Origin of the sequence: Coleofasciculus sp. (genome assembly GCF_046565525.1) — a bacterium.
Lineage (GTDB): Bacteria > Cyanobacteriota > Cyanobacteriia > Cyanobacteriales > Coleofasciculaceae > Coleofasciculus.
In genome coordinates this window covers 13,950-28,925 of record NZ_JBKHUP010000075.1, presented here as the reverse complement: position 1 = coordinate 28,925, position 14,976 = coordinate 13,950, and the positions used below count along the sequence as shown (strand labels likewise).

The window sequence follows — 14,976 nt, the reverse complement described above, 5'->3', positions numbered from 1 at the left end:
TAAACCCGCCCCTCAACCCAACCCTACACAAAACGAATGATGGCGTGTTTCTACAATCAGTCAGGGCGGGTTTAGTTAAGTTAAGGGTTTTCTCCTGAAGGTTATTGGTAAAACCCGCCCCTACACATTCACCCCTCAAAACTCCCCCAATGACTAACGATCCAATTATTCGTGAACAAAGTTATCAATATTTCCTGGAAGAAGCGCCAGAACTTCTGGGTATTATCGAACAAGAATTACTCGATCTGCGGACTAATTTTAGTGTCAATAAAGTTCATAACTTGATGCGAACTACTCACACACTTAAAGGTGCGGCGGCTAGTGTAGAGTTGGAAACAATTAAAACTGTTGCTCACTCGTTAGAGGATATTTTTAAAACCCTTTTTAATCCCGATGTCGTGATTGATGCTGAGGTGGAAGCCTTACTATTTGAAGGATATGAATGTCTGCGATTACCCCTAACGGCTGAAGTTATGGGGGGACAGATTAATGAAACGGAAGTTCTGGATCGCACGGCGGCTGTGTTTGCTAAACTGCAAGATAAGTTGGGTGATTGTTTTGACCAACAAGCGAGTATTCCCAGTTCTTTGGAGTTGGGATTTGATGTGACTCAATCGATTTTTGAGGTGGGGGTCACTCAACGGTTAGAACAAGTTACCGAGGCTTTGGCGAGTGATGATCCGTCTGTCATGGCTGAGGCGTTGCGATCGCAGGCGCAAGTGTTGCTGGGTGTCGCTGAATCGATGAATTTACCGGGATTTGCGAATATTGCCAAGGCGGCGATCGCGGCTTTGGATCATTATCCTGATCAGGCGAAAATGATTACTAATATCGCCCTGGCTGACTTCCAGACTGGACAGCAGGCGGTACTCAATGGCGATCGCACTCAAGGGGGTCAACCGTCTCAATCGCTGCAAGAATTGGCGGGTTGGCTGGAGAGCGATCAGGAAGAAGACGTATATAGAAATGTAGTAGGCTACGTCTCGGAAACCGAGGAAGCGGAGACTATCGCGAATCCGAGTAATTTTGATGAGGAATTTGGGATTTCCCTAGATGTGACCAACTTTACTCCGGATGTTGCGATCGCGTTTGGTGCTGATGCGGCTCATTTAGCTCATACAAATGAGAGTTTTCTGGAGAACCTGATCACCGATCCAGCCGAGTTTCAACTGGGAAATGCAGATATTACGCCTTTACTAGATATGGATCTGGGTGAGGATGAGTCTCACATTGATAATGAAAGTGAGGAGGAAGGATTTGAGGAACAAGACTCGACTGGATTATTAGATGCTATATGGGGGAACGTATCGATTTCAGAATCCGCGATCGACGATAATGCTGAGCCAGAATCTGAGGCGGAAGCGTTTCCAGTGTTCAATACTCAATCGGAGAATTTAGAGGATTTAACGCCAGAATCTTTGCCAAATCTTCCAGTTGAAGAGACAGAACCGTTAACCGATTATGTTTTACCCTCCTCTAGGGCGCAAAAAGACTCTGTTCCGGAAACTCAGCCGCAAACAGTACGAGTCAATATTGATCATTTAGAACATTTAAATTACTCGGTTGGCGAACTCTTAACCCACCAAAACCGCCAATCCCTACAGAATGAGCAACTGCAAACGGCGGTTCATTCGGTGCTAAATCGCCTGCAACAACATCAACAACTGTTGGATCAATTGCAAGATTGGCATGACCGTCAATTGCATCGAACGCAACAACAACGGACTAGCAAGTGGTGGATAAAAAATCGAGAAGGGAGCAAAGAAAAGCAGCTATTTTCCTGGCAAAACAATCAGTTTAAAATTCCGAATCAATTTGATCCTTTAGAACTGGATAGCTATAATGAACCCCAGCTTTTAATCCAGTCTCTAATTGAAGATACAGCCCAACTGACTGAAGCAACGGAGTCGATTGAACTGTTTACCAATCAATTCAATCAAACCTTAGACAAACAACGGCGGCTACTAACCAGTACTCGCGACACGCTGATGCAGGCGCGACTGTTGCCTTTGGGGACATTATTTAAACGTTTTCCTCGAGTTCTGCAACAGTTGCAAGTAACTCATGATAAATTAGTCGAACTTAAACTGCATGGCACAGAGGTTTTGGTGGATAAAGTGGTCGTGCAGAAACTCTATGACCCCTTACTACACCTAATTCGTAATGCTTTTGACCATGGGATTGAGTCACCAACGGTTCGCCAACAATCGGGCAAATCCAGTCATGGTTTAATTGAAATTGATGCCCATCACCAGAATCGATATTTAGTGATTGAAGTTCGGGATGATGGGCAAGGACTAAATTTTGAGAAGATTCGCCAACGGGCAGTTGATCAGCACTTGATCAACGCGGAAAAAGCAAGACATTTGACGCCAGCACAACTGACAGAGTTTCTCTTTGAACCCGGTTTTTCCACCGCTTCGGAGTTAAGTGATTTGTCTGGACGCGGAATTGGGATGGATGTAGTGCGTTCCCAAGTGGAAGCGCTACAAGGTTCAGTGATAGTCTATTCCCAACCCTATCACGGAACAACCTTTAGACTGCAAATACCCCTGAGTTTGACAATCGCCAAGCTACTCTTGATTGAAGCGGAAGGTCAAAAATATGCTTTACTTTCTGATGCGATTGAACAAATCATTATCCCGCCACCGGAACGACTGCGCTGCTGGGAAGAGGGAAAAGTGCTGCGATGGGGTACAGGAAAGGATGAACAACTGATCCCAATTTTTTCCTTGGCGAACATTTTAAATTACTATACACCCAACCCGAAAGCGTTAGTTTTTCCCCACCAACCCCCCTGGGTTGAGTCAAGTCCAAAAATGCCAGTTATTTTGATCCGTTGTCAGAATCGGCTATTCGGCTTGGAAGTCAACCAACTTGTTGGTGAACAGGAATTAGTGATTCGTCCCCTAGGATCGATGATTACGCCTCCCCCTTATGTATATGGCGGCTGTATTCTAGCTGATGGTGGGTTAGCACTGGTGCTGGATGGGACAATATTAATGCAGTCTATTGCCGATCAGCAGACGGTGACATCCCCGCCAGAGTTTGCCTCTGATTTTAAATCATCAATGGTTGCATTAACGGGTTCAACGTCGCTGTCATCCGATCGCCCCCAGTGGCAATTATCGCCTTCGCGCCCTGCGGCGTTACCGGCGGCGTCTGAACCCGCACCCTCGGTTTCAACGCGATCGCAACAATTTGTTCTTGTTGTCGATGATTCGATGACAGTGCGCCAAACGTTAACGTTTACGTTACAAAAGGCTGGCTATCAGATATTGCAAGCAAAGGATGGGTATGAAGCCATTGAGAAACTGCAAAATCATCGGCAGATTCAATTAGTTATATGCGACATTGAAATGCCCAGAATGAATGGGTTTGAGTTTCTCAAGTATCGCCAACAAGAGCCGGAATTATCCCTAATTCCTGTGGTAATTTTGACCTCTCGCAATAGCGAAAAGCACCGTTTAATTGCTAATGAATTAGGGGCTACTGACTATATCACCAAGCCCTTCATTGAACCTCAGTTATTAGAGACAGTGCAGAAACTGATCAAGGTTTGAGTTTTGTAAATCAACTATGAACTATGAACCATGAACCATGAATTAGAGAAATATATCGTATTTAAGATTAGCGACTGTCTCATGTCACTGCCAATGGATAATGTGTTAAAAGTAATCAACACTCCACCAACTGCCAGTGGCTGGAATGCCATGGGATTAGTTCAAATCGGGAATCATACGATTCGGATCGTGGATTTGCATCAGCAGTTAAATGCTGATAGAGACAGTCCATCTTTGGTCTCTACTGTACCCGATCGCCAATCATTTTTAGTGATTACCCGTCCTCTAGCTAGGGAACTCTGTGGCATTATCGTCGATGAACCGCCAAATTTAGTTGAATTAAGCCGGGATATGATCCACCAATTACCTCAATCTAACCGTCAGTTGCAGATGGTTAGTCATGCCGCAATTATCTCTGATGAGGAGGTTACGACCACAATTTTTATGTTAGATTTGCAGCAACTCTTGAATCCAGTTGGATAGCGGAAATAAGCTGTTCCGTAAAGCACAGTCGGGGCGCTAGATCAGGGCACGATAATATCGTGCCCCTACCGCATCAATTCGTTGTAGGGGCATGGCATTGCCATGCCCTATTAATTAGGTGGACAGAATAAAAGAAACCCCCTTTTTGCCCTGGCGAGGAGGAAGTCGCAGCTACACAAACAAAGTCCGCCTGCGCGGACTAGATTATAAAGGGGGTGGCTAACCCGGATTTGGTATCAGAAGTTGAAATGTCGTGTTTCTGGGTGAAAAGGCAACAGGGGAATGTCCTAACGTATCCCCATCACCCCGTCACCTCGTCATCCCCTAGATAGGGTTTCCTGCCAAATTTCGTAGTTATAGAACTTGCAGTTCTCTTGGATAGCGAGGATGCTCCTAAAAGCATTTTTACCCACGCCAACTGTTGCAGCACCGATTTCCACCAGTCGCGATCGCTCTCAATCACCACATCCTGTTTCAGGTTGCGCTCATACCCCTGAGTAAATAACCGAAACACCAACCCCAAATTCTCTGGAATTGTCTGAGTCTCCCCAAACAAGTCACACAACATCCACAGCAGTAAAGGGGTTTGCCCAAACTCTCGCAAGCGCTCACCCAGTTGGCGCAGCATTTCCTCGGCTTGTTCTGGCAAGTAGGCACGGATAAACGCCTGCATTTGCTCTGGGGTGAGCGGCTGCATTTCCAATTTCTGCTCAATCCCTAAATCTCCCCCCAGGCTCAAATCCCGTGTGGTGAAGATCATTGGCACTTTGGGATGGTTGCGGCGAAAATCCGAAAGCTGCGATCGCGCTTCCTCTGACGGTAACTCATTCACCCCATCAAAAAGGATGAGGGAGTATGACAACACGGTTTCCAGTTGTGCCGCCGTTAAGGGGAGTTCATGGCGAGTAAAGGCATTGAGAATTAATTGGGTGATTGAACCTTGCCAGTAACGCAGTTCCACCAACACCGGAATTCGGGTTGACTCCCCTCTCCCAGAATTGGGAGAGGGGCTGGGGGTGAGGGCTTCCTGAGTGCAGAGTGAGAAGTCGGAGTTGTTCAAAAACTCTGATTTCTGAGTCGTCGCCTCTTCCAAGAGTAACCGTGCTAACGCCGTAGACTTTCCTGATCCGGGACGCCCAACTAACAAAACCTGCTCCTGGGCATACTTGCGAAGCCCTTCCAGCACCGAGAACCGCTCAACCTTCTTTTCCTGTGGCTGTTCTCGCTCCTCCTTTTTCACCCTCTGCACGATCAACCCAAAGTCAAAAATCGGTGTCACGTCCTGAGATTGCCGTTGTTTGCTTTCGGCATCGGTTAATGTGTAAAGCTGCCACCACTTCTCATACTTAGTGGTAATTGCCGTTAAATAGGGCTGAAAATCGATTTCAGTCTGCTTTAGAACTAAATCCCGCCAGCGGCGATCCTGTTGATGAAACTCCCTCTGAAACTCTCGCAATTGGGGCAACTGTTCCAAAATCGCCGTAGTTGGTACAGCGCCACCGCCCAAATCAAACGAGCGATCGCGGGTAAACTTAACAATCCCACAAACCTTACCTGTTCGCTGATTCAGCAACGGTGCGCCACTCATCCCTGGTCGCACCTGTCCCAATTTAAACTTAATTAATCCTGGCTCATCTCCGGTTAAGCCTTCACAGTTAAACGTTGCCGGAGAACCATTGTCAAACTCTTGATCAGGATAGCCAAACAGATGGAGCGGATCGCGGGATTTAATCTCCCCATCCAAATACACACAAGGCGGATTGGCATCAGTAGGAAGCGTCACCCGCAACAGCGCTAAATCATAAGGATCAGCGAGCAATTCCTCTACCACCGCCTGTGACCACTTCTCCTGCATCTGCCAGCGTACCTGAATCAGTTCACCCTCTGCCATTTTCACCACATGAGCGCAGGTGAGAATCCATTCTGGAGCCACAAAAAAGCCTGTCCCCCAACCTCCGGGAAGGGAGAGCTTCACCGTGCATTGTTGCAACAGATTCTCTATCTCTAGCAGACTCATGGTTTACGGTTTAGGTTGAGCTTCCCATTCCAACGTGATTTCCAGATTCGCTTTACCCGATCCTTTGACAATCACCGCCGTCAATTGTCCAGCCTCGATCGCCATTTCCATGCCAAATTTTACCGTCGCCTTCTTGGGTTTCGCTTTTTTCAGGGGTGCGGCGATCATCTGCACCACCCCCTCGATCGCATCAGCCACGGGCTGAAACTGCTTGGCGTCAAAGCTGACATCTTCTCGCCCTGTCGTTGTCACCTCAAATTTCGCGATCGCCCCATTGGGAAGCTGAACTGGAACGGTGTCACTACGGGATTCGGCAAAGGTCATTTCATTCTCCTCAATGGGAAATGTAAGGGCTAAGGTTCCCTGACTACAAACTTGTTATTCCTATCTTAAGATGAATGGCACGCTCCTCGTATTCTGGTGGGCATTGCCCACCCTACTACACTGGCAAGGTTAAAACGTTGGTCAAGTATTTTCGCCAAACCCTTATGAGAGTAGCTATCCAGAAAAATTTTACCCACAATTTTAACCTTGCCGATGTACTACGGTATATCAAGGTTTCGTCGATCCGAAAATACACGCTTTTCAGTGCCATTGTTTAAGACAGTGGCGAGTTCCTGATTTAGTGAAGTATTTGAACCCGTTTAAACGGGTTTAAGCTTTTAGCCCCAACTTTAGTTGAGGGCTGATACCAAATCCGCCTTGATCACCCCATGCAAGAGGAGGCGATTGAAATCGCTGCTACACAAACAAAGTCCGCCTGCGCGGACTGGGTTATAACAGGGATAGCGTTCCCCGGATTTGGTATGACTGGAGCGTGACTCATTTCATCGCCATAATCCCTTAATTTCCCGCCAAATCTGTGACTGATTAGACTGAACTCTTGGATGGGTCAAAACTCCCTGACTCGGACTAAATAAAAACGCCAGCATAAAAAATCCAAACGTGACTAATACAATAGCAGGACCTGACGGTAAGTTGAAAAAATAGCTCAAATACATACCACTGATACTGGCAACTACGCCAATTCCTGAACCTAAAAGCATCATCTGGTGTAACCTTGTCACCAATAAATAAGCCGTCGCCCCTGGTGTAATTAGCATGGCTAAGACCAAAATTACCCCAACCGCTTTGAGACTGGCTACAATTGTTAGGGCAATCAAAATCATTAAACCAAAGTTGAGCAAGTTTGTTGGTAATCCCGCCGCTTTTGCACCCACAGGGTCAAAGGTATAAAACATCAATTCTTTATACAGCAATAAAACAATGGCTAGGACAATAGCGGTAATAATCGCTGTATTAATCACTTCCTTTCCCGTAACACTGAGGATATTACCAAATAAAAAGTGATTTAGGTCAATCTTATTGTCTTTTTGAATAACTGTGATTAAAGTAATACCGAGGGCAAAGAAGGCGGAAAAGACAATTCCCATCGCCGCATCTTCTTTAATCTGCGATCGCGTCCTGATCCAGGTAATCACGATTGTACTGACAATACCTGCCAAAAACGCCCCTAGAAAGATATCCACGCCCACGATATAGGCGATCGCTAATCCCGGTAACACAGAATGACTAATCGCGTCACCGAGTAAGGCGAGGCGTTGTACCATGAGGTAACTTCCCACCGAGGCGCAGACGATTCCCACTAAGACGGCTGTCATTAGCGATCGCTGCATAAAGCTGTATTGCAAAGGTTCAATTAAAAGGTCAAGCATGATTTGTCATTTGTTTATGTCATTCGTAAAATGGTCGGGGCGGGCGCGAGTTACTTATGGGTGAAACAGTAATAATAATGGTGAAACCCGCCCCTACAGACTTCAAACATTAAGCAGCGTCTGAGAAAAATACGACTTGACCCCCATAAGCATGTTGTAGGTTATTTGCCTGCATTACCTGGTGGCGGGAACCTGAGGCAATTAATTCCCGATTCAATAAAATTAAATCATCAAAATTTGTAATCGCTTCCCCTAAATCATGATGAACCACTAACACGGTTTTCCCGGAATCGGCTAACTCGTGGAGAATCTCAAAAATAACGGCTTCGGTTTTTTTATCGATTCCCGCCATGGGTTCGTCAAAACAGAAAATATCGGCTTGTTCAGCTAACGCCTTGGCGAGAAAGACGCGCTGCTGCTGTCCCCCCGATAATTGACCGATGGGGCGATCGCGAAATTCACTCATACCCACCCGCGCTAACGATTGGGCGGCGATGCGTCGGGATACGCTGGAGAAACGCCGAAACCATCCCGTCTTGCGTATCCGCCCCATTAATACCACATCCCACACCGTTGCGGGGTAGGTCCAATCAATCTGCGATCGCTGGGGTACATAAGCTACTCTGTCTAATTGATCCATCATGGGTTTCCCCTGATACATCGCTGTACCACAGCTTGTCTGAACTAACCCCAGCATCGCTTTCATCAGCGTACTTTTTCCCGCGCCATTGGGACCAATAATCCCTGTCAGTCGCCCCGGTTGAATCTGACAGGTGATATCCTTTAGCGCTTCGACGAGGCGGTACTGCACGCTAAGGTGTCCAATCCTCAGGGGTTCCTGGCGGACGATGGCGCGATCGCGCTGGGGGTTGTGGTTGTTGCTATTCAAGATAACCATTGACATGATCAAACCAGAGAGATTTTAAAAAATGAAACAATTATGAAAATATTGTATCCTCAAAAATGAAAACAATATGAGAATCAATATATAAACTAAATGAACGTAATTACTCACTCGCAGGGTAGAACTCAGTTGCAGGGATGCAGAGGTGCAAGGGTGCAGGGGTGTACAGATGTAGGGGCGGGTTCGACTGATAACGTTAGTTGGGTTGAGGAACGAAACCCAACCTACAACCGTGGCATACTTAAATTAGCTGGGGTGATTCTGGGACTTTGGATCAGTGGCTGTGAGGCGACAAATCCAAATCTTTCAGGAACCGATGCAGAGGACAAACCTAACGTTGTCGCCACAAGTACCATTATCGCCGACTGGACAGAACAAGTCGGGGGAGATGAGATTGAACTAACTGGAATCCTCGAACCCGGTGCTGATCCTCACATTTACGAACCCGTACCCGCTGATACAATTGCCTTAGAACAAGCGGATCTAATTCTCTACAACGGTTATAACTTAGAACCGGGACTGATTAAACTTATGCAGTCGGCGGGGGTAAATGCCAAAACCTTTGCTGTTGGGGAAGTTGTAACGCCATTAGATTTTGAGTATCAGGGAAAAAAGGAACCCGATCCTCATGTTTGGGGAGATGCAGATCATGGGATTAAAATGGTTAATGCGATACGCGATCGCTTAATTGAACTTTCACCGGAAGACAAAGACAAATTTACCGCCAACGCCGCCAAACTCACGGCTGAATTGGAACGGGTTGATACGTGGATTACTCAACAGATTCAAACCATACCTGCTAATCAGCGTAAACTTGTAACCACCCATGACGCCTTTCAATATTATGCTCAAGCCTATGGATTAGAAGTAATTGGTACTCTGATTGGTATTAGCACCGAAGAACAACCCAGCGCCCAAACCGTGAAAACCCTATCCGATGCGGTAAAAGAAGCAGGCGTTCCCGCTATTTTTGCCGAAACCACGATTAACTCCGCCCTGATTAAAACGGTTGCAGCAGAAGCGGGAGTCAAATTACCACCATCCGAACTTTATTCTGATTCCCTCGGCGCACCCGGAAGTGAAGCGGATACTTATGTCAAAATGCTGATTACTAATACTCGCACCATTGTAGAAGCATTGGGGGGCGATTATCAAGCTTTTTTAAATGGGGGCAATTAATGTTAACTAAAGATAATAAATTTTCGCAGTAGATCAGGGGCTGATAAAATAACAGAATGCAACAGATTACAGGGACAACTAAACTCTTGGGCGTAATTGGTCATCCGGTGGAGCATTCTCTATCACCAATTATGCACAATTGCGCGATCGCACAGTTGGGTGTGGATTATGTCTATCTCCCTCTACCTGTTAAACCGGAGGATTTAGATGTCGCCGTGGCGGGGTTTGCGGCGATGGGTTTGCAAGGCTTTAATATCACGATTCCTCATAAGCAAGCCATTATCCCCCTGTTATCGGAGGTATCCGATATCGCCCAACTCGTGGGTGCGGTGAACACCGTTTGGCGTACTGATAAAGGGTGGAGTGGGACGAATACAGATGTCTTAGGGTTTATCGCACCCCTGAATCAATATAAGCGAGATTGGCATCAAACCAAGGCGGTAGTATTAGGCTATGGCGGTGCAGCACGCGCTGTTGTCGTGGGTTGTATGCAGTTGGGTTGTCCTGAGATTTGGGTTGTGGGTCGTAATCCCTATAAGTTAAGTCAGTTTCAGCAAAGTTGGGCAGATACTCCCTTGTCTAAGATTCTACAGGCTTATCCCTGGGAGGAAATGGCACAATTACTACAACAAGCCGATTTACTGGTGAATACAACGCCTGTGGGGATGTCTCCTCATATCGATCAATCCCCTGTGGATGAAGAAATAATCCAGGGATTGCCCAAGGGCGCGATCGCGTATGATTTAATTTACACCCCAAATCCCACAAAGTTTTTGCGACAAGCTAAACAACAAGGCGCGATTCCCATTGACGGCTTAGAAATGTTAGTGCAACAAGGTGCAGCCGCCTTAGAAATTTGGTTAAAACAAACACCACCTGTTGAAATTATGCGAGAATCCCTGCAACAAATTTTTTCCTCGTAGGGGTGAAATATGGGAAATTAACTGTTGACACCAACGGCAAACGCCTCTACCCATATTTCACCCAATCCCCAGAATTAACGTTTTTTCTGATTTTATCCTTAATTAAATCAAAGGCGGTTAATTGACATGCTCATACTGTAGATATTCCAACATCAGTAAACGCAAGTAATCCAACATTATAATATAACCCTTCATTTGCTCATACTTACCATTACTACCAAAGTAAAACTGGACGATAACAGGTATCCTAAAAACTCTCATTTCTCGCAATTGCTCAATTGCCTTGGTTTCATTTGTAATCCACCCTTGCACCTGAATTTGATTGGCATAACCCCGAAGAGTGACCGTTAACAGTTCAATTTCCTCTAACAGGGAAAACTCTTCATTAGATGGACGAAAATTAGCCACAATTTTTTTTCGATCTCTTTGAGTATTTTGATAGACTATTTTTAGCTCATCTAACAAATGTACAATATGATTTTTAGTTGCTTCTTTATCATTTAAAACAGCTTCACTCATCGTTAACTCCATAGGTTACAATTTTTTCAGTACCAAATTTGTCAGGTCTAACAATCAAATATTCATTTCCTTTGCGATATACGGCTGAAGCATCCCAACGATAGCCTATTTTCGGAATCCTAATGGCTCCTTTCTTATTAAAATTATGGGCTTTCCGGAGATATTTCAACGGTTCAATACCTTTTCTAGCAGCGTGGTCTAAGATACTCTGAGCTACACTGATATAGGTAGAAGCATCCCACTCATTCAAATACTGTTGAATTTCTGCGGCTTCGGCTTCAGTATATCCTTCGAGAAGATTTTCCCAAAATGGATCGGAGATAGACTCGTCTTCTGCCATTATTGCTCACTCATATCTCTGCTACTTTCTCCGACTCAAGTAAGGGTCTTGCTGCAAATCATTATATTGTGAATGCATTGAAAGAGCGATCGCGCTCATGGGTTTATCCGCCGTTAATTGCCACCGCCCTAACCTGACATTAGAAGCCAAAAATGCAACTTAATGATTGACATTGTTAGATTAATGATCTAACAATGTCAAATCTGTCACTCCACAACGTTGAGGGACTCTTGCCATGACGAACAACATCCTTGACAAAATCGATACCCACAGATTGGGGGAACTCCTTCAACAAGCACGTAATCAATGTGGCATGACCCAAGCGGATGCAGCTAACGTCATCAATGCAGCGCGTACCACTATGGTTGCGATTGAGAAAGGAGAGCGCCGTCTTCAGCCCAATGAACTGATCAAACTTGCCCGTGCTTACGGACGAGCTGTCAGCGACTTTGTGCGCCAACCTCCAGTGGCGCAACCGTTCGAGGTTCAATTCCGAGCCGCCTACCGACGGAATGAAGTGGAAGAGTCGCAGATTGAACCTGTCATTCGACTCCTAGAGGAGTTGTGCCAGAATTATCTGGAGCTTGAAGAGATTATGGATGCACCACTCCCGCGAAACTATCCTCGTGAATACCATCTGAGTGGTATGCCAATAGAGCGGGCGGCGGAGAGTATTGCTGTTGAAGAACGCCAACGCCTCGGTCTTGGAGATGGGCCCATTCCTCTGCTTCGAGACATCTTAGAGCAGAGTGTAGGACTCCGCATCTTTTACTTAAAGATGCCACCAAAATACTCAGAAATCTATAGTTACGACGAGCAACGGGGTGGCTGTATGGCAATTAATGCTCATCACCCCGAAGAACGGCGACGTTGGTCATTAGCTCACGGATATCTTCATTTTCTTGCTCATCGACGCAAGCCTGTACTTGACTTTGAGGGACAGTACAAGAGAATGCCAGAAAGTGAACGACTCGCCGAAGCCTTCCCCAAATATTTCCTGATGCCGACAAGTGGCTTACTTAAACGATTTAACGATATGTACCGCGCCAATGGTAAGTTCACTCCAACCAATTTATTTACTTTAGCTCATTACTACGGCGTATCTGTGCAAGCGCTGATTTATCGGTTAGAGGAGATGGAACTGCTGCCATCTGGAACATGGGATCGATTAAGCGATCGCGGATTGAAAGTCAGAAAAGTACAGGAGGAACTTGGCTTAGAAGAAATCCCCCAACGTACTGATAGGATGCCAGTCCATTACCAACATCTTGCCATTGAAGCATTTGATCAGGGGTTGATTACTGAAGGGCGCTTCGCTGATTTTCTTCATGTTGATCGCCTTGAAGCTCGTCACCTTGCAGAAGTATTGCGAGAGTATTCCAGTGGAATATTGGAAGAAGCGACTGATTTAGATTTACGCCAAGGGCAGGAATGATGGAAGGTTAGATCAACTTATGCAAATTGTTCACTCCCACATTCTTCTTGACGCCTGCTGCATTTTAAACTTTAGTGCATCAGGTCATCTTTTGGAAATTTTGCAGGCTATTCCGGCTCAAGTTGCAGTTCCCCAGGTTGTGCTAGAGCGGGAATTGAATACACTGCAACGCCTTGAGAATGAAGAGAACGAGGGAGCGACTCAGTTCGAGGCTGCCATTGCCCAGGGTGTACTGATTGTGGTGGACTTTAAATCAGAACCAGAGGAGACATCATTTGTCAACTATGTTTTTGAACTGGGCGATGATGGAGAATCTGCCTGCTGTGCGATCGCGTCTCACCGAGGATGGGCAATAGTAACTGACGATAAGAGAGCAATCTCGTTTATTCAACGGGAGATCTCGCAGCTTCAAATTATATCAACTCCAGAGATAATTAAGCATTGGTCAGAGAAAGTCGCTCTTGATGCTTCAATATTACGAGATGCACTCAAAGCAATTCGGGTCAAGGGACGATATTTACCGCCTAAAAACCATCCTTTACTAAGTTGGTGGCAAGCTGCTTTGACTGAGCCAGACGCTTTAGAGGAATGAGATTCTGTAATCTAAATACATGGTTTTTGTTTGATAGGGTCTAAGAATACCGGATTTGCAGCAGTAGTCTATCTGCTTTAACTGGAGAAATGACTCGGTGAATGCAGGAAGGATCTTGAACAAAACCAAATCCACTTTCTCCTTCAATGATCAGTTTATTGTCTTGCCCGTAATAATTAAGCACAGCCTTGTCCGACTGACGACCCGCAGAAAAGGTCATGTAAAGTGGCTTTTTCTGATGAGAGCCTTTGATCATAACGTGAGCGCCAGAATCAGCATTCACATCGGTGATATAAAAATAGGCGGTCATAAAGTTGTACCCAGCGATATCATAGTGAAAATTAGTGGGTGGATAACTCTGTCTAATTTCCGGTTCTCTCAGAGCTGAAACTAAACTCCAAGTCAGATGCTGGGTAATTTGGTTGGGCCAATACCCCAGATAGTCCTTAACGATTTGCAACAGCAGAGGATCTTGGGTAATTTTTTGAATGGCTTCGCAATCCATTGCATCACGCACCAAGGCACGCAGCACTGGATGCTCACCTCGCCTGCGACCATTTCTAATTACCTCTTCGATGAAAAACTCGTCGTCAGACTCAGGTTCAATACAAGGTGTTTGAATGGCATATTGATAGATTTCTTTTACCATTGACGGCGATAAATGCAGACCAAATCCTACTCCTTCATGACGGAGTTGTTGGACACATCTATCTAGGGAAACACCGTCAAACATTGAATCGGAAGCAATCTTCAGGCGTTTTTTATAGAAATCGGGATTTAGGCGCTGTCGCCTAGCTTGGAGAAGACTATATATTCTCCGACAGAGGAGGAAACGACCAAACCGCTGCGTGAAGTCTCCTTTGGTTAACCGCTTTATCGGGTTTAATGCTGAACTTAAGCGTCCCTTTGAACGTTCTAATGTGGCAGTTTTCATGACAATTCTCAAGACACTTGGCTACATCTACTACTCTCATCATTACTTTTGGGAATCAGGAGTGTCACACCCACTTTGAGCTCAGTAATTCACGCCGCGAAACTGATCCGTTATTTCTTATAAGGAGAATAGTACAGCCGATATCAAATACCAAATCCGGGTTAGCTACCCCCGTTATAACCTAGTCCGCGCAGGCGGACTTTGTTTGTGTAGCAGCGATTTCAATCGCCTCCTCAAAAGCTTTCTTTCCCCATTTTAATTAGTTTTCAACGGATGCCGGAATATCTTCCGCTAGATATTTAGCAAAATCGCTGTATTTTCAAAACTTTGGCGAACTGGCTCAGTCTTCATTAATTTTTACCCCAATTATAA

The 14,976-nt window shown here is 45.6% G+C and carries 13 protein-coding genes; 6 read left to right on the top strand and 7 right to left on the bottom strand.

Annotated features, from left to right (window positions below; all coding sequences use genetic code 11):
- Nucleotides 1-149: 149 nt before the first annotated feature.
- Both ACLGGO_RS24175 and ACLGGO_RS24170 read left to right on the top strand, forming a co-directional pair.
- Nucleotides 150-3,563 carry a response regulator gene (locus ACLGGO_RS24175; protein WP_446421197.1) on the top strand — a complete coding sequence of 1,138 codons (3,414 nt, stop codon included), beginning with the start codon at nucleotides 150-152 and terminating at the stop codon, nucleotides 3,561-3,563.
- A gap of 30 nt (nucleotides 3,564-3,593) precedes the next feature.
- Nucleotides 3,594-4,046 (top strand): chemotaxis protein CheW, encoded by a 453-nt coding sequence (locus ACLGGO_RS24170; RefSeq protein WP_446421196.1) that lies wholly within the window; start codon nucleotides 3,594-3,596, stop codon nucleotides 4,044-4,046.
- 301 nt (nucleotides 4,047-4,347) lie between these two features.
- Here ACLGGO_RS24170 and ACLGGO_RS24165 read toward each other — a convergent pair whose 3' ends face one another.
- The 4 genes from ACLGGO_RS24165 to ACLGGO_RS24150 form a co-directional block, all read right to left on the bottom strand.
- Nucleotides 4,348-6,063 carry a trypsin-like peptidase domain-containing protein gene (locus ACLGGO_RS24165; RefSeq protein WP_446421195.1) on the bottom strand — a complete coding sequence of 572 codons (1,716 nt, stop codon included), beginning with the start codon at nucleotides 6,061-6,063 and terminating at the stop codon, nucleotides 4,348-4,350.
- A gap of 3 nt (nucleotides 6,064-6,066) precedes the next feature.
- Complete coding sequence (locus ACLGGO_RS24160; RefSeq protein WP_446421194.1) at nucleotides 6,067-6,387, bottom strand: CU044_2847 family protein; 321 nt, start codon at nucleotides 6,385-6,387, stop codon at nucleotides 6,067-6,069.
- A 503-nt stretch (nucleotides 6,388-6,890) separates the two neighbouring features.
- Nucleotides 6,891-7,778, bottom strand: a complete 888-nt coding sequence (locus ACLGGO_RS24155) for a metal ABC transporter permease (RefSeq protein ID WP_446421193.1) — start codon at nucleotides 7,776-7,778, stop codon at nucleotides 6,891-6,893.
- A gap of 109 nt (nucleotides 7,779-7,887) precedes the next feature.
- The gene (locus tag ACLGGO_RS24150; protein ID WP_446421192.1) at nucleotides 7,888-8,682 is read right to left on the bottom strand and encodes a metal ABC transporter ATP-binding protein; all 795 of its coding nucleotides are present in this window, start codon (nucleotides 8,680-8,682) and stop codon (nucleotides 7,888-7,890) included.
- Between the two features lie 93 nt (nucleotides 8,683-8,775).
- On the opposite strand from ACLGGO_RS24150, the gene ACLGGO_RS24145 reads away from it, so the two are divergent.
- On the top strand, nucleotides 8,776-9,861 hold the full coding sequence (locus tag ACLGGO_RS24145; RefSeq protein WP_446421191.1) for a metal ABC transporter substrate-binding protein: 1,086 nt from the start codon (nucleotides 8,776-8,778) through the stop codon (nucleotides 9,859-9,861).
- 56 nt (nucleotides 9,862-9,917) lie between these two features.
- The gene (locus ACLGGO_RS24140; protein ID WP_446421190.1) at nucleotides 9,918-10,784 is read left to right on the top strand and encodes a shikimate dehydrogenase; all 867 of its coding nucleotides are present in this window, start codon (nucleotides 9,918-9,920) and stop codon (nucleotides 10,782-10,784) included.
- 117 nt (nucleotides 10,785-10,901) lie between these two features.
- Here the strand turns inward: ACLGGO_RS24140 and ACLGGO_RS24135 are convergent, their stop codons facing one another.
- Entirely contained in the window at nucleotides 10,902-11,303 is a 402-nt protein-coding gene (locus tag ACLGGO_RS24135) for a hypothetical protein (RefSeq protein WP_446421189.1), read from the bottom strand.
- Nucleotides 11,296-11,643: a hypothetical protein gene (locus ACLGGO_RS24130; protein WP_446421188.1), complete on the bottom strand. Its 348-nt coding sequence runs from the start codon at nucleotides 11,641-11,643 to the stop codon at nucleotides 11,296-11,298. The genes ACLGGO_RS24135 and ACLGGO_RS24130 overlap by 8 nt, the downstream gene beginning before the upstream one ends.
- Before the next feature lie 235 nt (nucleotides 11,644-11,878).
- On the opposite strand from ACLGGO_RS24130, the gene ACLGGO_RS24125 reads away from it, so the two are divergent.
- Both ACLGGO_RS24125 and ACLGGO_RS24120 read left to right on the top strand, forming a co-directional pair.
- Nucleotides 11,879-13,078, top strand: coding sequence for an ImmA/IrrE family metallo-endopeptidase (locus ACLGGO_RS24125; protein WP_446421187.1), 1,200 nt, complete (start codon nucleotides 11,879-11,881; stop codon nucleotides 13,076-13,078).
- Nucleotides 13,079-13,097: 19 nt separating this feature from the next.
- Complete coding sequence (locus ACLGGO_RS24120; RefSeq protein WP_446421186.1) at nucleotides 13,098-13,670, top strand: hypothetical protein; 573 nt, start codon at nucleotides 13,098-13,100, stop codon at nucleotides 13,668-13,670.
- Nucleotides 13,671-13,710: 40 nt separating this feature from the next.
- On the opposite strand, the gene ACLGGO_RS24115 is transcribed toward ACLGGO_RS24120, so the two are convergent.
- Nucleotides 13,711-14,604, bottom strand: a complete 894-nt coding sequence (locus tag ACLGGO_RS24115) for a hypothetical protein (RefSeq protein WP_446421185.1) — start codon at nucleotides 14,602-14,604, stop codon at nucleotides 13,711-13,713.
- Between the last annotated feature and the right edge of the window lie 372 nt (nucleotides 14,605-14,976).